The sequence below is a fragment of the Streptomyces sp. NPDC032721 genome, from assembly GCF_055579625.1.
Map to the genome: position 1 here is coordinate 388,359 of NZ_JBVIMX010000006.1, position 18,083 is coordinate 406,441.

Sequence of the window (18,083 nt, forward strand, 5' to 3'; positions counted from 1 at the left end):
TCTTCGCGCTCACCGCCTTCAACTTCAAGGCGCCGTCGACCGGCTGAGCCACCGGGCGGCGGCCTCCACCGCCGCTGTCGCCTCCGGGAGATGACCGATGCCGCCCAGGAAGCCGTGGAACATCCCGGGGGAGAGGTGGACCTCCGCCTGCGTGCCCGCGCGGGCAAGACCGCGCGCGTACGCCAGCCCTTCGTCCCGCAGCGGATCGCAGTCCGCCAGGACGAGCAGGGCAGGGGGCAGCCCCGAGAGGTCGGGGGCGAGCCCCGGCGACGCGTACGGCACACAAGGGTCACCGGCCGGGCCCAGGTACTGCTCCCAGTACCAGCGCATGTGCGCGGTGGTGTGGAAGAAGCCCTCCGCGAAGTCCTTCGCCGAGGCGCCTTCCAGCCGGTGGTCCAGTCCGGGGTAGAACAGCAACTGGGCGGATATCAGGGGGAGTTGCTCGTCGCGGGCCCGCAGTGCGGCCGACGCGGCCAGGTTGCCGCCGCTGGAGTCGCCCGCCACCACGACCGGCCGGCCCCACTTCTCGTACGCCCATGCCAAGGCCGCCCAGAAGTCGTCGGCCGCAGCCGGGAAGCGGTGCTCGGGGGCCCGGCGGTAGTCCACCGAGACCACCGTCGCACCGGATCGCGCCGCCAGCTCCCGGCAGAGCCCGTCGTGGGTGTCCAGGTCACACATCACCCAGCCCCCACCGTGCGCGAACACGACGACAGCGGGGGGCGTCTCCTGGCCGGGGTCGGGCGAGTACACCCGGACCGGTGTAGTTCCCACCAAGTCATCTTCTACGTATGCGAGTTCGCGCGTCGGTGCGTTCCCGCCCGCCTTCGACGCCGCCCGCAGCGCCGCCGCGTCCCCGGGGCCCGGGAACGCCGCCGACATCGCATCGCACAGCTTCCGCGCCCGCCCCGTCAGCGGATCCGTCAGCGGATCCGGCGCGCCGTCCCTCGTCAAGCCGTCGACCCCCCGTCGACCGTGAACTCCGTACCCGTGACGTACGACGACGCGTCCGAGACCAGGAAGCGGACCAGTTCGCCGACCTCCTGGGGGCGGCCCATCCGGCCCAGCGGCAGGTGCGACCAGTCGCGGCCCGCCGTGCTCGCGATCATCGGGGTGTCGATCGCCCCGGGGTGCACGGAGTTGACCCGGATCCCGTACTTGGCGAGGTCCAGCGCCGACGACCTGGTCAGACCGCGCAGCCCGAACTTCGTCGAGCCGTACGCCGCATGGCCGGGGATGCCCTTCAGTCCGGCCGTCGAGGAGATGTTGACGACCGACCCGCCGCCCGCCTCCTTGAGGGCGGGCACCACGGCCTGGATGCCGAGGAAGGGGCCCAGGAGGTTGACCCGGAAGAGGGCCTCGAAGTTCTCCCGGGTCTCCTTCTCCACGGAGGCGGTGCGCCACAGTGCCGCGTTGTTGACCAGGGCGTCGATGCGGCCGAACGCGGACAGCGCCGCCTTCGTCACCTCCGCCCAGCTCGCCGCGTCGCTCACGTCATGACGTACGAACAGCCCTTGCTCGACAAGTGACTTGGCGATCTCGTGGCCCGCGTCCTGCGCGATGTCCGTCACCACCACCCGGGCGCCGGCCTCGGCGAAGAGCGCCGCCTCCGCCGCGCCCTGGCCACGGGCCGCACCCGTGACGACGACGACCTTGCCGTCCAGCGACATGCCGCTCACTTGCCCTCCAGAGCCCTGAAGTGGGGAATGACCGTCTCGCCCCACTGGCGGATGGTCTCCATGCACGCCTCCTGCGGCACCGTGCCCATCTGGATCAGGCACATCACCTCGTCGACGCCGATCTCGCGCAGCTGCTCCACGTACGAGATCGCGGTCTGCGCGTCGCCGTACGCGTGCTCGGCGTTGTACGTGCCGGTGTCGACCGGGCGGGCCGGGATGTTGGCGTCGTGCAGCTTGGCGACCAGCTGGTCGCGGTCCTTGGCCAGGGCGGCGACGTGGTCCTCGGCCGAGTCCGCGTCGTCGTAACCGGTGGGCGCGGGAGCGTTGCCGTACCAGTGGGCGATCGACTCGGCGAAGAAGCGCTGGCCGCGCGTGCCGATGCGCAGCGCCTGCTCGGCGTCGTCGAGGACGATCGTCGGGCAGAGCGCGGAGAGGTGGTTGTTGACCTCGGTGGAGACGAAGCGGTCCCCGCTGCGGGTGGCGATGGCCTCGTCGTACACCTTGCGCATCTCGCGCACGTCGTCGGCGCCCGCGAAGCCCATCACCAGTGCCCCGATGCCGAGTTCGGCCGCCAGCTTGAGGGTGTCGTGCTTCGAGCAGGCCATGAAGAGCGGCGGGTGCGGGTCCTGGACGGGGCGGGGGAGGATCGCGCCAGGCCCGATGTCGATCGAGCCGTGCCACTCGAACTGCTCCTCGCGCCAGGCGCCCGAGAAGATCCGCAGCGCTTCCTCCATCTGCGGGTAGGTGTCCTCGGGCTTCACCCCGTACATGGACATCTCCTGGCGTGTGGCGCCCCGGCCCGAGCCGATGTCGACCCGGCCGCCGGACAGGACGTCGAGCATCGCCGCGCGCTCGGCCACCCGCACCGGGTGCTGGTAGCCGAAGGGCATGGTGACGACGCCGTGGCCGATCCGGATCTTCTTCGTACGGGCCGCGACCCAGGTCAGGAAGATCTCCGAGGCGCTCATGTGCGCGTACTGGGTGAGCGAGTGGTGTTCGACCGCCCAGATCCGGTCGAACCCCATCTCCTCGGCGAACACGGCCTGGTCGACGCAGTCGTTGATGACCTGCCGCTCGCGTTCCGGGGTCGGGTCGGCGAGCTGGGCCTCGAAGATCATCGAGAACTTCATGGGGCGGTCCTCCCGGGATTGTCCCTTGAGTTATTCCTAATAGGAATACTTCTAGCAGGCATACGTGGGTGGGGGAAGGGGGTGAGGGCGGTTCGCCCTTAGACTTCGCGGCGTGGCGAAGAAGGAAGCAGCGAAGGAAGCAGCGGGCGACGGGGTGCGCGGCGGCGGTACGGGGGAGGCCGGCGAGGCGCTCCCGGGGCTTCCGGCGACGAGCTGGGCGGTGCTGGGACTGCTCTCCTTCGGGGAGGAGCTGTCCGGGTACGACCTGAAGAAGTGGTCCGACTGGTCGCTGCGCTTCTTCTACTGGAGCCCGTCGTTCAGCCAGATCTACAGCGAGCTGAAGCGGCTGGAGAAGGCCGGTTTCGCCACCTCGCGCCTGGTCGCACAGGAAACCGGAACGCGTGACAAGCGGGTCTACCGGATCACCGAGCCGGGCATGACCGCCGTACGCCGATGGGCCCGCGAGGCACCCGTCGACCCGCCGGTGCTGAAGCACGGGCCGATGCTGCGGCTGTGGCTCGGGCATCTCCTGGAGCCCGAGCAGATGCGCGAAGTCCTCGTGCAGCACCGGGAGTTCGCGGAGAAGATGCGGCGGCGCGCGGTCGCCGACGTGGAAGGCGCCAAGGACGAGGCCGCCTGGGCCTATCCGACCCTGACGCTCAAGTGGGCCGAGCGCTACTACGCCTCGGAGCGCGATCTGGCGGACGGCATGCTCGCCGACATCGAGGAAGTGGAGCGCGACTCCCGCTCGTAACGGGGTGCGGGTCGCGGGTCGCGGGTCGCGGTCTCGGGGTGTGCGGCGAGTGGCGCGGGGCGTGCGGGGCGTGCGGGGTGCCGCTCAGGCGGCCACCCGGCCGTAGCTCCGCCGGAAGTACACCAGCGGTTCGCCCTCGCGGTGGACCGCCAGGTTGGTGACCCGGCCCAGTGCGATGGCGTGGTCCCCGCCGTCGAGCACGTCCTGAAGGTCGCACTCGATCGTGGCCAGGACCCCGTCGATCAGCGGCGCCCCGTACGTCCCCGGCGTCCAGTCCACCCCGGCGAACTTGTCTGCCCCCGTGACCGCGAACCGGCGGCAGAGGTCCTGCTGGTCGGCGCCCAGGATGTTCACCGCGAAGCGTCCCGCCTCCCGGATCCGGGGCCAGGTCGACGAGGTGTGCGCCGGGCAGAAGCAGACCAGCGGCGGGTCCAGCGACACCGACGAGAACGACTGCACCGCCATGCCCGTCGGCCGGCCGTCCGGGCCCAGGGTGGTGATCAGCGCGACCCCCGTGCAGAAGGAACTCATCGCGGTCCGCATGTCGATCCCCTCGACCTCGCCGTGCGGGTCGGCGAGGCTGGGTGCGGCGGTGGTGGTCATGGCCTGGTCCTCTCGGAGTCTGTCCGGCGTCCGTTCCGTTCCGGCCCAGTTTATTTCTACTAGGTATATGCCTAACCGAAACACCTGTGATTGGATACCGGCCACGCCCGCACGTCAAGTAGGCATGTAGGAGGGTTCCTTGAGCAGCTCCCCGCACCAGCCACCCCCGCCCCCCGCGACCCTCGCCGCACTCCCGCAGTACGCGGCCGACGCGTACGGGACGCGCGAGGCGCTCGCGGACGGCGAGGTCCGGCGTACCTTCGCCCGGCTGAACGAGGACATCGCCGCCGCCACCAGGGCCGCCCTCGCACACGGCGTCCGGCGCGGCGACCGGATCGCGATCTGGGCCCCGAACAGCCGCCGGTGGATCACCGCCGCACTCGGCGCGGTCTGCGCGGGCGGCGTCCTGGTGCCCGTCAACACCCGCTACAAGGCGGCCGAAGCTGCCGACATCGTCCGCCGCAGCGGCGCCACTGTCCTGCTCACCGAACGCGGCTTCCTCGGCACCGACTACGTGGCCGCCCTGCACGACTCCGGCGAGGGCCTGGGCGCCCTGCGCTCCACCGTCGTCCTGCGCGGCGAGCCGGGCACGCACCCGGGCGTCACCGGCTGGGACGCCTACCTCGCGGCGGGGACGCGGATCGACGACGCCGAGCGGCTCGCCCGTATCGCCGAGGTACGCCCCGACGACCTCTCCGACATCCTCTACACCTCGGGAACCACCGGCCGCCCCAAGGGAGTCACCACCACCCACGCCCAGACGGTCCGGCTGTACGGCGACTGGTCCCGGCTGGTCACCCTCCGCGAGGGCGACCGCTATCTGCTGGTCAACCCGTTCTTCCACACCTTCGGCTACAAGGCGGGCGTCCTTGCCTGTCTGCTGCGCGGCGCCACGATGCTCCCCGAGACCGTGTACGACGCCGACCGCATCCTGCACCGGATGGCCGCCGAACAGGTCACCTGTCTGATGGGCCCGCCGACCGTCTTCCACGGACTGCTCCACCACCCCGAGCGCGCCGCCCACGACCTCTCCGCGCTCCGGCTCGCCGGGACCGGAGCCGCGTCCGTGCCCACCGAACTCGTCGAGCAGATCAGGAACTCGCTCGGCGCACCGGACGTTTTCACTGCGTACGGACTCACGGAGTCGGGCGGCGTCGTCTCGGTCTGCCCCACGGACGCCGACGCCTGGACCGTGGCCCACACCGTCGGGCTCCCGCTGCCCGGCACGGAGGTGCGCATCGCCGACCCCCTGGGCGATGCGCTGCCCCCGGGCGAGCCCGGCGAGGTGCAGGTCCGCGGCTACCACGTCATGCACGGCTATCTGGACGACCCGGCGGCCACGGCGGAAGCGGTGCTGCCCGACGGCTGGCTGCGTACGGGCGACATCGGGGTCCTCGACGCGCGCGGATTCCTCACCCTCACCGACCGGTTGAAGGACATGTACGTCGTGGGCGGCTTCAACGCCTACCCGGCGGAGGTGGAGAACGTCCTCCTCGGCCACGAGGCGATCGCCGACGTCGCGGTGGTCGGCGCACCGGACGACCGCCTGGGCGAGGTCGGCGTCGCCTTCTACGTCCCCGACGGCAAGGACGGCCCCAACAGCCCCGGCGGCCCCGGCCGGCCGTCCCCCGAAGAACTCACCGCCTGGACGCGCGAGCGCCTCGCCAACTTCAAGGTTCCGCGCCGCTTCGTCCCCGTCGAGTCCCTGCCGCGCAACGCCGGCGGCAAGCTCCTCAAGGGCGAACTCCGGCGCGCGGCAAGAGGAGAGGAAGCACAGGGAGCATGAACCCCACCGAGGAGCAGGAAGAACTGAGAGTGGCCGTACGGTCGGTGCTCTCCCGGCACGAGGGCGCGGCCGCCTGGCGCCCCCTCGCCCGGGACATCGGCATCGCCGCCCTCACCGTCCCCGAGGAGTACGGCGGCGAGGGCTGCCGGGGCCGGGGCGAAGTGCACGTCGTCATGGAGGAGCTGGGCCGCGCACTGAGCCCCGTCCCCTACCTGGGCTCGGCAGTCCTCGCCACCGAGGCGCTCATCGCCGCCGCCAACGAGGAGGTCTGCGCCCGGCTGCTGCCGCCCCTCGCCGAGGGCAGCTCACTCGCCGCCCTCGGCTGGGCGGAGGCGGGTGCTCCGGCGGGCGGGGGCTCCGGCGGGCGCGGCACCTGGGAGGCCGCCGAACTCACCGCGCGGGCCGAGGAGTCACCGACCAGCGGCGACTGGCTGCTGACCGGGACCAAGGAGTACGTACCTGGCGATGGCGGCAGCAGCGCGCCCGACGTCCTGCTCGCCCTCGCCCGTACGCCCGCCGGGCTCGCCCTCTTCGAAGTGACGCCCGGCTCCTGGGAGTTCGAGGGGCTGCCCGCCATGGACCGCACCCGGCCGCTGGGCCGCGTGACCCTGGACCGTACCCCCGCCAGGCTGATCACCACCGAGGGGGCGCGGGTGCTCGCCCGGGTCCGGGACCTGGCCCTCACCGCGATCGCCGCCGAGCAGGTGGGGGCCGCCGCACGGGCGCTGGAGATCACCGTCCAGTACGCCAAGGACCGCGTCCAGTTCGGCCGCCCCATCGGCTCCTTCCAGGCGGTCAAGCACCGGCTCGCCGATCTGCACGTCCTCGTCGAGGGCGCCCGCTCGCTCGCCCTCGCCGCCGCGGGCTCGGACGCCGCCCCCGCGGCGGCAGCCGCAGCCAAGGCCGCCTGCTCGGAGGCGTACGAGAAGACCGCGGGCGAGATGATCCAACTGCACGGCGGCATCGGCATCACCTGGGAGCACCCCGCCCACGACTTCTTCAAGCGCGCCCACGGCACCGCCCACTTCCTCGGCTCACCTGGCTCGCACCGCGCCCGGCTGGCCAGGCTGCTGGGGTACGAGGACCGGGACCGGTCGGCGGCGATCGCGTAACCTCGGCACCCCGGCGGCCGGGGAAACGGCACAGGAACACTCGACGGAAGCGGGACCGCGCATGCCCATCGACCTCCGCAAGGTGGAGGAGAGCGCCCCCGCTCTCGTCAGCCTGTACAAGAGCGCGGGCGTCTCGCTCACCAAGCACGGACTGCACGGGCAGCGCGCGGCCGTCTACCTCGTCGTCGACTACTCGGGCTCGATGAAGCCGTACTACAAGGACGGCAGCGTGCAGGCCCTGGCCGACCGGGTCCTCGGCCTGTCCGCCCACCTCGACGACGACGGCACCGTCCCCGTCGTCTTCTTCTCCACGGACGTCGACGCGGTCACCGACATCCGCCTCGCCGACCACCAGGGCCGCATCGAGAAGATCGCCGCGTCGCTCGGCCACATGGGAAAGACCAGCTACCACCTGGCCATGGACGCGGTCATCGACCACTACCTGGACAGCGGCTCGACCGCCCCCGCCCTGGTGGTCTTCCAGACCGACGGCGGCCCGATCAACAAACTCGCCGCGGAACGGTACGTCTGCAAGGCGGCCCGGCTGCCCCTCTTCTGGCAGTTCGTCGGCTTCGGCAACACCCGCAGCACCCAGTTCGACTTCCTGCGCAAGCTGGACGAACTCGCCGTACCGGCAAAGCGGTTGGTCGACAACGCGGGCTACTTCCACGCCGGTGAGGACCCGCGCAAGGTGCCCGACGCGGAGCTCTACGACCACCTGGTCGGCGAGTTCCCGGCATGGCTGGCGGCGGCCAGGGCGAAGGGGATCGTGCGATGAGGATCCTGCGCGCCGACGGGCGTACGGCGGTGCCGTGGAAGAACGGCGGCGGCCTCACCCGCGAGATCACCGGCGGCCCCGAGGGCGCGGGGACGGGCGACTTCGAGTGGCGGATCAGCCTGGCGGACGTGGCGGCGAGCGGCCCGTTCTCGGCGTTCCCCGGCGTCGACCGGGTACTGACGATGGTCGAGGGGTCGGGGATGGCACTCGACCTGGCGGGGATCGGACCCCGGCTGGTCGACACCCGCCACGTCCCCCAGCACTTCCCCGGCGACGTCCCGACCGACTGCCGGCTGCTGTCGGGCCCGGTGGTCAACCTCAACGTCATGTACCGCAGGGGCGGGGGTACGACCGCGGAGGTCGTGGTCATGGACGGCGATGTGACGCTCGACCCCGTCGCGCACGGCACACGGATCGCGGTGGTGCTGGACGAGGAAGCCTCAGGACTCGACCGGTACGACGCGGTGGTGTGCGGCGGGGAAGGCGGAGTGGTGCGTTCGGCGGGGCGGACCGCGCTGATCACCGTACGGGGACGGCACGGCGGTGCCCCGCACCCCGGTTGAGGGGGCGGGGCACCTGAGGCACTTCTCCGGCTGCTACTTCCCGGCGTCGGCGGCCGGTGCGGCCAGCGAGCCCGGAGCGGACTGCGCGGCCTGGGCGGCGCCCTCCGTGACGGTCTGTGTGGCGGTGCCGGTCACCTCGTCGAGGAGCTCGCCCGAGACGGGCAGCGAACCGAGCTGGTCGGTCGGTTCGGCGGCGTGAGCACCGGGGGCGGGGGTGACGAGGGCGGCGAGGAATCCGGCGGCGAGGGAGGCTGCGGCGGCCATGCTTCGTTTCTTCATGCCCTGCCCAACGCGCCCACCGCCCTCAGGTCACGCCTCATCCCCCGCCCACTTGGGCGGCGTACCCCCGCCGAGCCCCCTTGGGCGGCGAAGCCGCCCCTGCCCCCACCCCCGAGCCCCCTTGGGCGGCGGGGCCGCCCCCCGGGGGGCGGAACGGGCGGGCAAGGGGGCGGCCCCCGGCGGAGCCGGACCCCCCGCCCCCGCCCCACCTCCGCCATGGCCCCCACCCCCACCGCCGCCCCCACTACCCCGCCACCACCCCCGCCCTGCACTCCGCCGGCGCCCCCCACGCATCCCGCAGCGGCCTCGCCTTACGCAGCCAAAGGGACAGGTCCAGCTCCTGCGTGTAGCCAACCGCCCCGTGCAACTGGAGCGCGGCGCGCGCCGCCGCATACGCCGCCTCGCCCGCCGCCACCTTCGCCGCCGCGATCCGCGCCGGAGCCATGCCCAGCGCCGCCCCGTACAGCAGCGGGCGGGCGAACTCCAGGCCGACCAGAGTGTCCGCCAGGCGGTGCTTGACCGCCTGGAAGGAGCCGATCGGGGTGCCGAACTGGGTGCGCTGCTTGGTGTACTCGACCGTCTGCGCGAGCAGCGCGTCCCCGACGCCCAGCGACTGCGCGGCCGTCAGAAAACGGGCCAACTCCCTAGCCCGTGCGACCGATTCGGCGGTGACAGAGGAAAGCGGCTCACCCGGCAACGGCCGGTACAGCCGGCGTGCCGTGTCCACCGACACGTACGGCTCGCCGCCCGGCGGCGCCACCGCCACCTCCGGCGCCAGTACGAAAGTGGCCTCAGCGGCGTCCGCGTCCAGCGCGTAACCCCCGTCCGACAGCGTCACCATCGCCTCGCCCGCCGCGATCCTCGGCAGCCACTCCTTAGCCGCCGGACCGCCCGCGAGCAGCACCGCCACCGCCGCCGTCTCCACGTACGGACCAGGAACGGCATACCGCCCCAACTCACCAAAGGCGACGGCCAGTTCGACCGGCAGGAGCCCCATCCCCTCGTGCTCCTCCGGGACCGCAAGTGCGAAGACGCCCGCCTCCGCGAGGCGTGCCCACAGTGCCCGCCCGGGGGCGTGGTCGCCGGACTCCCAGGCCCGTACCACCGAAGGTGTGTCGGCGGCGGCGAGCATCGCGCGCAGCGAGCGGGCGAAGTCCTGCTGTTCACGGGTGAGCAGGAAGCGCATCAGCGGCGGCCCTTCGGGAGGCCGAGCAGCCGCTCGGCGATGATGTCGCGCTGGATCTCGTTGGTACCGGCGTAGAGGGGCCCGGCGAGCGAGAAGACGTACCCCTCCGCCCACTCACCCTCCGCCAACTCCCCGTCCGCGCGCAGGAGTTCCAGAGCCGTCTCGTGCAGGGCGATGTCGTACTCGGACCAGAAGACCTTGTTGAGGCTGGACTCGGCGCCGATGGTCTCCCCGGCGGCGAAGCGCGAGGCGTTCGCCCAGGTGAAGAGCTGGTACGCGCGTGCGCCGATCAGCGCGTCCGCGACCCGGTCCCGGATCGCGGTGTCGGCCGGGTCGCCGTGCGCACGCCAGTCGGCGGCCAGCCGGTCGGCGGCGGCCAGGAAGCGGCCGGGGGAGCGGAGCATCAGCCCGCGCTCGTTGCCGGTGGTGGACATCGCGATCCGCCAGCCCTGGCCCACCTCGCCGATCACGTCCGCGTCCGGCACGAAGACCTCGTCGAGGAAGAGTTCCGCGAAGGCGGGCTTCCCGTCGAGGCGGCCGATCGGGCGGACCGTGACGCCGGGGGCGCGGAGGTCGAACATCAGGTACGTCAGTCCCCGGTGCGGCCGGTCCGCGTCCGGGTCGGTGCGGAAGATGCCGAAGGCGCGATCGGCGAAAGCCGCCCGCGAGGACCAGGTCTTCTGCCCGGAGAGCAGCCAACCGCCCTCCGTCCGTACGGCGGTCGAGCGCAGCGAAGCCAGATCGGAACCGCTCTCCGGCTCGGACCAGGCCTGCGCCCAGACGACCTCGCCGGTCGCCATCGACGGCAGCACCCGGGCCCGCTGCTCGGGCGTCCCGTGGTCGAAGAGGGTGGGGGCGAGGAGGTTGATGCCGTTCTGCGAGACCCGTCCTGGCGCGCCCGCCGCGAAGTACTCCTCCTCGAAGATCAGCCACCGGAAGATGTCCGCGCCCCGGCCGCCGTACTCCTCGGGCCAGGAGACCACCGACCAGCGGTCGGCCGCGAGCCGCGCCTCCCACTCGCGGTGGGCGGCGAAACCCTCCTCGGTCTCCAGGGAGGGCAGTGGGGACGCCGGCACGTGGGCGGCGAGCCAGGCGCGGGCCTCGGCCCGGAAGGCGTCCTGCTCGGCGCTGAAGTCGAGGTCCATGGGGCTCAGTTCTCCGCCTTCTTCTTCATGGCCGCCACGTCCATGCCGCCCAGCGAGTCCTTCGCGGTCTCCGCGTTGTGCGCGTGCGCCAGGTGGTGCAGGCCGAAGACGGAGTCCATGCCGGTGTGCAGGCCCTGGAGGTCCTCCGCCTGATTGACCGCACGCTTGGTGAGGGCCAGCCCCAGGCGCGGCATCTCGGCGATGCGCTCCGCCAACTCCTGCGTGCGGTCGGGCAGTTCGGAGCGCTCCACGACCCGGTTGACCATCCCGACCTCGTACGCCCGGCGGGCGGTCATCCGGTCGCCGGTGAACAGGAACTCCTTGGCGATCCGGGGCGGCATGACCCACGGGTGCGCGAAGTACTCCACCCCCGGTATCCCCATCCGCACCACCGGGTCCGCGAAGAACGCGTCCTCGGAGGCCACGATCAGGTCGCAGATCCACGCGAGCATCAGCCCGCCCGCCACACACGCCCCCTGCACCGACGCCACCACCGGCTTCGGCAGCTCGCGCCAGCGCCGGCACATCCCCAGGTACACCTCGGACTCCCGGGCGAACCGGCTCTCCGCGCCCGCCTTGTCCGAGTGGTCCCACCACAGCCCCGCCTTCCGCTCGAAGGGGAGGTGGGCGTCGCGCTCGGGGGTGCCGATGTCGTGCCCGGCGGAGAAGTGCTCGCCCGCACCGGACAGGACGACGACCTTGACCTCGTTGTCCTCCGACGCCCGGTAGAAGGCGGCGTCCAGGGCGTACGTCATCGCGGAGTTCTGGGCGTTGCGGTAGCGCGGGCGGTTGAGGGTGATGTGGGCGACCGGACCCCGGCGTTCGTACAGAACGGGCTCGGCGGCGGCAGCGGTCTCGGGCGTCTGGGCTGTGTCGGCCGTCATGGCGGAACCATCCTTCCCTAACAAGTGTTTGGTAGGTTAACGTACGGCCATGAGCAGCGTCGAGGAGTTCCGCACCGAGGTCCGGACCTGGTTGCAGGCCAACCTCCGTGGTGGGTTCGCGGACCTGGTGGGCCGGGGCGGACCGGGCAGAGAGCACGAGGCGTTCGCCGAACGCCTCGCCTGGGAACGGCACATGGCCGCCCACGGCTGGACCTGCGTCGGCTGGCCGAAGGAGTACGGCGGCCGGGGCGCGAGCATCGAGGAGCAGCTCGCCTTCCACGAGGAGTACGCCCTCGCCGACGCCCCCGCCCGGGTCAACCACATCGGCGAGCAGCTGCTCGGCCCGACCCTCATCGCGTACGGGACCCAGGAGCAGAAGGCCCGCTTCCTGCCCCCGATCGTCGCGGTCGAAGAACTGTGGTGCCAGGGCTACAGCGAGCCCGACGCGGGCTCTGACCTGGCCAACGTCCGTACGAAAGCAGTGATCGACGGCGACGCCTGGGTGGTGAACGGCCAGAAGATCTGGACCTCGCTCGCCCACGAGTCCCAGTGGTGCTTCGTCGTCGCCCGCACCGAACCCGGCAGCAGCCGCCACGCCGGACTCTCCTGCCTCCTGGTCCCCATGGACCAGCCGGGCGTCGAGGTCCGGCCGATCGTCCAGCTGACCGGGACGGCCGAGTTCAACGAGGTCTTCTTCGACGACGCCCGCACCGACGCCGCCCATGTGGTGGGTGACCCCGGTGACGGCTGGCGCATCGCGATGGCCACCCTCGGCTTCGAGCGCGGCGTCTCCACCCTCGGTCAGCAGGTCGGATTCACCAGGGAGCTGGAGTCACTGGTCGAGGCCGCCCGGCGCAACGGCGCCCTCGCCGACCCGCTGGTCCGGGACCGTCTGGTCCGCGCCTGGAGCGGTCTTGAGGCCATGCGCGCCCACTTCCGGCGCGGCGACGTCGAACCCTCGGTCGCCAAGATCTACTGGGCGACCTGGCACCGCGACCTCGGCGAGCTCGCCATGGAGGTGCGCGGCGCCGCCGCCCTGCTCGCCGAAGCGCCACCGTACGAACTCGACGACTGGCAACGGCTGTTCCTCTTCTCCCGCGCCGACACCATCTACGCCGGCTCCGACGAGATCCAGCGCAACATCATCGCCGAGCGCGTGCTCGGCCTGCCCAGGGAACCGAAGACCGGAGAAGTGGAAAGAGGTCGGGTGTGAGCACGTCATCACCTCAGTACGTGGCGGGGCACGGCCTGCTGGCCGGGCGCACCGCCGTCATCACCGCGGCGGCCGGAGCGGGCATCGGCGGAGCCACCGCCCGCCGCTTCCTGGAGGAGGGCGCGCGCATCGTCATCAGCGACGCGCACGCCCGCCGCCTCAAGGAGTCCGAGGCCGCACTCGCCGAGGAGTTCGGGGCGGACCGCGTCGTCTCGCTGCCCTGCGACGTCACCGAGGAGAGCCAGGTCCAGGCGCTCTTCGCGCTCGCCGAAGAGACCCACGGCGGCCTGGACGTCGTCGTCAACAACGCCGGACTCGGCGGCACCGCCGACCTCGTCGACATGACCGACGAACAGTGGACGAAGGTCCTCGACGTCACCCTGAACGGCACCTTCCGCTGCACCCGCGCCGCCCTGCGCTCGATGAAGGCGGCAGGCCGCGGCCAGGGCGTCATCGTCAACAACTCCTCCGTCATCGGCTGGCGCGCCCAGGCCGGGCAGGCCCACTACGCCGCCGCCAAGGCCGGTGTCATGGCGCTCACCCGGTGCGCCGCCGTTGAGGCCGCCGAGTTCGGCGTACGTGTCAACGCCGTCGCCCCCAGCCTCGCCATGCACCCGCACCTGGTGAAGGTCACCACGCCCGAACTGCTCGCGGAGCTCACTGAGAAGGAAGCCTTCGGCCGGTACGCCGAGCCGTGGGAGATCGCCAACGTCATCGTCTTCCTGGCCAGCGGGTACTCGTCCTACATGACCGGGGAGACGGTCTCGGTCAGCAGCCGGCATGCGTGAGCCCTCGACCACAATGAGCGGGTGCCTACCAAGAAGAAGCCCCAGGTGACCGCCTCACCCCAGCGACGTCGCGAACTCCTCGACACCGCGGCCGAGGTGTTCGCCGCCCAGGGCTACAACGCCACCACCGTCCGCAAGATCGCCGACGCGGCCGGCATGCTCGCCGGCAGCCTCTACTACCACTTCGATTCCAAGGAATCGATGCTCGACGAGATCCTCTCCACCTTCCTGACCGAACTCTGGGAGGGGTACGACGCCGTGCTCGCCTCCTCGCTCGGACCCAGGGAGACCATCGAGGCCCTCGTCACCGAGTCCTTCCGGGAGATCGACCGGCACCGCGCCGCCGTCGCCATCTACCAGAAGGAGTCCCGCCACCTGTCCGCGCAGCCCCGCTTCCACTACCTCGCCGACTCGCAGACCAAGTTCGAGAAGGCCTGGCTGGGAACGCTGGAGCGCGGAGTCGCCGACGGGGTCTTCCGGGACGACCTCGACATCCGCCTGACCTACCGCTTCGTGCGCGACACCGTGTGGGTCGCGGCGTCCTGGTACCGGCCCGGCGGGCAGCACAGCCCGGAAGAGATCGCCCGTCAGTACCTGTCGATGGTGCTGGACGGCATCGCCGTACGCACCGAGTAATCGCTGTCATCACCCATGCACACGAGGAGCCCGTCATGGCCGAGGCCTACATAGTCGAAGCGGTACGCACCCCGGTCGGGCGGCGGAAGGGCGGGCTCGCGCACGTCCACCCCGCCGACCTCGGCGCCCACGTCCTGAAGGCGCTCGTCGAGCGCTCCGGCGTCGACCCGTCCGCCGTCGAGGACGTCGTCTTCGGCTGCCTGGACACGGTCGGGCCGCAGGCCGGCGACATCGCCCGTACGTCCTGGCTGGCGGCCGGGCTCCCCGAGGAGGTGCCCGGCGTGACCATCGACCGCCAGTGCGGCTCCTCCCAGCAGGCCGTCCACTTCGCCGCCCAGGGCGTCCTGTCCGGCACCCAGGACCTGGTCGTCGCGGGCGGCACCCAGAACATGACGCAGATCCCCATCGCCTTCGCCTCCCGCCAGGCCGCCGAACCGCTGGGCCTTGACCAGGGCCCGTACGCCGGTTCCCAGGGCTGGCGGGCCCGCTACGGCGACGCCCCCGTCAACCAGTTCCACGGCGCCCAGCTCATCGCCGAGAAGTGGGGCATCTCGCGGCTCGACATGGAGGAGTACGCCCTCCGCTCGCACCGGCGCGCCCTGCACGCCATCGACGAGGGCCGCTTCGCCCGCGAGACGGTGGCCTACGGGGACGTCACCGTCGACGAGGGGCCGCGCCGCGACACCACCCTGGAGAAGATGGCGGGCCTGAAGCCGGTGATGGAGGGCGGCACCATCACGGCCGCCTGCTCCTCCCAGGTCTCGGACGGCGCGGCGGCGATGCTCATCGCCTCCGAGCGGGCGGTACGGGAACACGGGCTGACCCCACGCGCCCGCATCCACCACCTCTCGGTACGCGGCGAGGACCCCATCCGCATGCTGTCCGCGCCGATCCCGGCCACCGCGTACGCCCTGAAGAAGACCGGCATGTCCATCCACGACATCGACCTGGTCGAGATCAACGAGGCGTTCGCCCCGGTCGCCCTGGCCTGGCTGAAGGAAACCGGCGCCGACCCCGCCCGGGTCAACGTCAACGGCGGCGCCATCGCGCTCGGCCACCCGCTGGGCGCCACCGGCGTCAAGCTGATGACGACGCTCCTGCACGAACTGGAGCGCACGGGCGGCCGCTACGGCCTCCAGACCATGTGCGAGGGCGGCGGCCAGGCCAACGTCACCATCATCGAGCGCCTGTGAGGCACGCGGCGGCCGACGGCCCGGGTGCCACATGAGGTGGTCTGTTTCACCGCGCGCCTCCCGCGAGGCCGTGCTACGGTAGCCGTGTTGCAGTTTTGGTACCCATGAACTTTATGTGCGCCTGACGAGAACGCTTCGACAGGTGCACATTTGTTTTTTCCGGTCATTGCCGGTTCCCGGCTCTCCGGATGGGGTCATTGCGGCGACGAGGAATTCGTAAAGTGCGGATTTCCGGCTCTGCCCCTGTTTTAGGAGATAAAAATGGCTACTGGCACCGTGAAGTGGTTCAACTCGGAAAAGGGCTTCGGCTTCATTGAGCAGGACGGCGGCGGCGCCGACGTCTTCGCCCACTACTCCAACATCGCCACCTCGGGCTTCCGTGAGCTCCAGGAAGGCCAGAAGGTTTCCTTCGACGTCACGCAGGGCCAGAAGGGCCCGCAGGCGGAGAACATCGTCCCGGCCTAATCGCCCGGACGCGAACCTCCTAGCCGGGGCCCGCACCGTGAAGGTGCGGGCCCCGGCTTGTTGTTGTGTTCGCAAAGCTGTGCCGGGGCCGCAATAGCCCCTCCCTTTAGGAAGAAGGCAATTACTGCATGACCCGTTTCGAACGATCCTCCACCGAGCGCACCGGCCGTCCGGCGCGCAACCGACCGTCGAGTGCCGCCCCGTCCAGGGGCCGCGGCAAGGCTTCGACGAAGAATTCCGGCAAGGGCCCCGCCCGCCGGTCCACGCCGCCCCAGGGTGAATTCGCACTGCCGGAGACCATCACCCCCGCGCTGCCGTCGGTCGAGGCTTTCGAAGCGCTGGACATGCCCGCCGCCCTCCTGAAGACGCTCGCCGCGCAGGGGGTGACGGAGCCGTTCCCGATCCAGGGGGCGACCCTCCCGAACTCGCTCGCCGGCCGGGACATCCTGGGCCGCGGACGTACGGGCTCCGGCAAGACGCTGGCCTTCGGCCTGGCGCTGCTCGCCCGTACCGCGGGCCGCCGCTCCGAGCCGCACGCGCCGCTCGCGCTGGTCCTCGTACCGACGCGTGAACTCGCGCAGCAGGTCACCGACGCGCTGACGCCGTACGCCACTGCCGTCAACCTGCGGCTGACCACGGTCGTCGGCGGCATGTCGATCACCAAGCAGTCCAACGCGCTGCGCCGCGGCGCCGAGGTGCTCGTCGCCACGCCGGGCCGGCTGAAGGACCTCATCGAGCGGGGCGACGCCCGGCTCGACCAGGTCGCCATCACCGTCCTCGACGAGGCCGACCAGATGGCCGACATGGGCTTCATGCCGCAGGTCGTCGGGCTGCTCAAGCAGGTCGAGCCGGGCGGCCAGCGGATGCTGTTCTCGGCGACGCTGGACAAGAACATCGACAAGCTCGTGAAGATGTTCCTGACCGACCCCGTCGTGCACTCGGTGGACCCGTCCGCCGGTGCCGTCACGACGATGGAGCACCACGTGCTCTACGTCATGGACGAGACCGACAAGAAGGCCGTCGCCGCGCGCATCGCCGCCCGCGAGGGCCGCGTGATCATGTTCGTGGACACCAAGCGCGCGGCCGACCGCTTCGCCAAGCGGCTGCTGGCCGCCGGGGTGTACGCGGCGGCGCTGCACGGCGGGCGTTCCCAGCCGCAGCGCAACCGCACCCTTGAGCAGTTCAAGACCGGCCAGGTCACCGCACTGGTGGCGACCAACGTGGCGGCCCGTGGCATCCACGTCGACGACCTCGACCTGGTCGTCAACGTGGACCCGCCGACCGACCACAAGGACTACCTGCACCGGGGCGGCCGTACCGCGCGCGCCGGTGAGTCCGGCAGCGTCGTCACGCTCGTGCTCCCCGAGGAGAAGCGCGAGATGACCCGGCTGATGAGCGATGCCGGCATCCAGCCGCGCACCGCCCGGGTGAAGTCGACGGACGAGGAGCTGGCGACCATCACCGGCGCCCGCGAGCCGTCCGGTGTGGCCGTCGTCGTCGAGGTGCCGCAGCCCGTGCAGCAGCAGCCCGCGAAGCGCCGTCCGTCGAGCGGCAGCCGTGGCGGTTCCTCCGCCGACGGCCGCAGCCGGACGCGCGGCCGTCGTGGCGGCAGCGGCGGCGGGGCTCCCTCGGCCGCTGGTTCCGGTACGGGTACGGGCGGGCGTCCTTCGCGTCCCGCGCGTGCCGGTGGCGGCGCCGGGACCGGTGGCGGGCAGGGTCAGTCGCGTGGTGGCGGGCAGTCCCGTGCCGGTGGCGGGCAGTCCCGTGCCGGTGGCGGCGGCCAGTCCCGTGCGGGGCAGGGGCAGTCGCAGCGGCGCCAGGGCGGTGGCCAGGGAGGCCGCCGTACGGCTGCCTGAGCGGTGAACGACGGATAGCCGACGAGCAGCGGCCGG

Annotated in this window: 19 protein-coding genes; 11 read left to right on the forward strand and 8 right to left on the reverse strand. The window is 71.7% G+C overall.

The features are described from left to right. Positions 1–24 precede the first annotated feature (24 nt). From ACZ5PB_RS15870 to ACZ5PB_RS15880, 3 genes are read right to left on the reverse strand one after another with little or no spacing between them, the layout of a single operon-like run. Complete coding sequence (locus ACZ5PB_RS15870) at positions 25–951, reverse strand: alpha/beta hydrolase (protein ID WP_468691463.1); 927 nt, start codon at positions 949–951, stop codon at positions 25–27. Continuing rightward, entirely contained in the window at positions 948–1,667 is a 720-nt protein-coding gene (locus ACZ5PB_RS15875) for a glucose 1-dehydrogenase (protein ID WP_468691574.1), read from the reverse strand. The genes ACZ5PB_RS15870 and ACZ5PB_RS15875 overlap by 4 nt, the downstream gene beginning before the upstream one ends. Positions 1,668–1,672: 5 nt before the next feature. Beyond that, entirely contained in the window at positions 1,673–2,806 is a 1,134-nt protein-coding gene (locus ACZ5PB_RS15880; RefSeq protein WP_468691465.1) for an LLM class flavin-dependent oxidoreductase, read from the reverse strand. A 154-nt stretch (positions 2,807–2,960) separates the two neighbouring features. Here ACZ5PB_RS15880 and ACZ5PB_RS15885 point away from each other — a divergent pair, with 154 nt between their 5' ends. Then, the gene (locus ACZ5PB_RS15885) at positions 2,961–3,560 is read left to right on the forward strand and encodes a helix-turn-helix transcriptional regulator (protein WP_468691575.1); all 600 of its coding nucleotides are present in this window, start codon (positions 2,961–2,963) and stop codon (positions 3,558–3,560) included. An 84-nt stretch (positions 3,561–3,644) separates the two neighbouring features. On the opposite strand, the gene ACZ5PB_RS15890 is transcribed toward ACZ5PB_RS15885, so the two are convergent. Next, positions 3,645–4,163, reverse strand: coding sequence for a flavin reductase family protein (locus tag ACZ5PB_RS15890; RefSeq protein ID WP_468691467.1), 519 nt, complete (start codon positions 4,161–4,163; stop codon positions 3,645–3,647). A 139-nt stretch (positions 4,164–4,302) separates the two neighbouring features. Between ACZ5PB_RS15890 and ACZ5PB_RS15895 the strand changes: the two genes are divergently transcribed. The 4 genes from ACZ5PB_RS15895 (at position 4,303) to ACZ5PB_RS15910 (ending at position 8,402) form a co-directional block, all read left to right on the forward strand. Further along, positions 4,303–5,949, forward strand: a complete 1,647-nt coding sequence (locus ACZ5PB_RS15895) for a FadD3 family acyl-CoA ligase (RefSeq protein ID WP_468691469.1) — start codon at positions 4,303–4,305, stop codon at positions 5,947–5,949. Beyond that, positions 5,946–7,061, forward strand: coding sequence for an acyl-CoA dehydrogenase family protein (locus ACZ5PB_RS15900; RefSeq protein WP_468691470.1), 1,116 nt, complete (start codon positions 5,946–5,948; stop codon positions 7,059–7,061). Before ACZ5PB_RS15895 ends, ACZ5PB_RS15900 begins: the two co-directional genes overlap by 4 nt. A gap of 61 nt (positions 7,062–7,122) precedes the next feature. Continuing rightward, positions 7,123–7,839: a vWA domain-containing protein gene (locus ACZ5PB_RS15905; protein WP_468691473.1), complete on the forward strand. Its 717-nt coding sequence runs from the start codon at positions 7,123–7,125 to the stop codon at positions 7,837–7,839. Next, positions 7,836–8,402: a HutD/Ves family protein gene (locus ACZ5PB_RS15910; RefSeq protein ID WP_468691475.1), complete on the forward strand. Its 567-nt coding sequence runs from the start codon at positions 7,836–7,838 to the stop codon at positions 8,400–8,402. The genes ACZ5PB_RS15905 and ACZ5PB_RS15910 overlap by 4 nt, the downstream gene beginning before the upstream one ends. A 33-nt stretch (positions 8,403–8,435) precedes the next feature. On the opposite strand, the gene ACZ5PB_RS15915 is transcribed toward ACZ5PB_RS15910, so the two are convergent. From ACZ5PB_RS15915 to ACZ5PB_RS15930, 4 genes are all read right to left on the reverse strand, one after another. Continuing rightward, a complete protein-coding gene (locus tag ACZ5PB_RS15915) occupies positions 8,436–8,666 on the reverse strand; it encodes a hypothetical protein (RefSeq protein ID WP_468691476.1) in 231 nt (76 codons plus the stop codon). 259 nt (positions 8,667–8,925) lie between these two features. Further along, positions 8,926–9,867, reverse strand: a complete 942-nt coding sequence (locus tag ACZ5PB_RS15920) for an acyl-CoA dehydrogenase family protein (RefSeq protein ID WP_468691478.1) — start codon at positions 9,865–9,867, stop codon at positions 8,926–8,928. Continuing rightward, entirely contained in the window at positions 9,867–11,012 is a 1,146-nt protein-coding gene (locus ACZ5PB_RS15925) for an acyl-CoA dehydrogenase family protein (protein ID WP_468691480.1), read from the reverse strand. The genes ACZ5PB_RS15920 and ACZ5PB_RS15925 overlap by 1 nt, the downstream gene beginning before the upstream one ends. Before the next feature lie 5 nt (positions 11,013–11,017). Continuing rightward, a complete protein-coding gene (locus ACZ5PB_RS15930; protein WP_468691482.1) occupies positions 11,018–11,896 on the reverse strand; it encodes an enoyl-CoA hydratase in 879 nt (292 codons plus the stop codon). Positions 11,897–11,945: 49 nt separating this feature from the next. Here ACZ5PB_RS15930 and ACZ5PB_RS15935 point away from each other — a divergent pair, with 49 nt between their 5' ends. The 6 genes from ACZ5PB_RS15935 to ACZ5PB_RS15960 all read left to right on the forward strand — a co-directional run bounded on the left by ACZ5PB_RS15935 (position 11,946) and on the right by ACZ5PB_RS15960 (position 18,047). Then, positions 11,946–13,109 carry an acyl-CoA dehydrogenase family protein gene (locus ACZ5PB_RS15935; RefSeq protein WP_468691484.1) on the forward strand — a complete coding sequence of 388 codons (1,164 nt, stop codon included), beginning with the start codon at positions 11,946–11,948 and terminating at the stop codon, positions 13,107–13,109. Beyond that, positions 13,106–13,897, forward strand: a complete 792-nt coding sequence (locus ACZ5PB_RS15940) for an SDR family oxidoreductase (protein WP_468691486.1) — start codon at positions 13,106–13,108, stop codon at positions 13,895–13,897. Before ACZ5PB_RS15935 ends, ACZ5PB_RS15940 begins: the two co-directional genes overlap by 4 nt. Before the next feature lie 21 nt (positions 13,898–13,918). Beyond that, entirely contained in the window at positions 13,919–14,533 is a 615-nt protein-coding gene (locus ACZ5PB_RS15945; protein WP_468691488.1) for a TetR/AcrR family transcriptional regulator, read from the forward strand. Between the two features lie 35 nt (positions 14,534–14,568). Beyond that, complete coding sequence (locus ACZ5PB_RS15950) at positions 14,569–15,726, forward strand: acetyl-CoA C-acetyltransferase (protein WP_468691489.1); 1,158 nt, start codon at positions 14,569–14,571, stop codon at positions 15,724–15,726. 261 nt (positions 15,727–15,987) lie between these two features. Continuing rightward, entirely contained in the window at positions 15,988–16,191 is a 204-nt protein-coding gene (locus ACZ5PB_RS15955; RefSeq protein ID WP_003969786.1) for a cold-shock protein, read from the forward strand. 128 nt (positions 16,192–16,319) lie between these two features. Next, positions 16,320–18,047 (forward strand): DEAD/DEAH box helicase, encoded by a 1,728-nt coding sequence (locus ACZ5PB_RS15960; RefSeq protein WP_468691490.1) that lies wholly within the window; start codon positions 16,320–16,322, stop codon positions 18,045–18,047. Positions 18,048–18,083 lie beyond the last annotated feature (36 nt).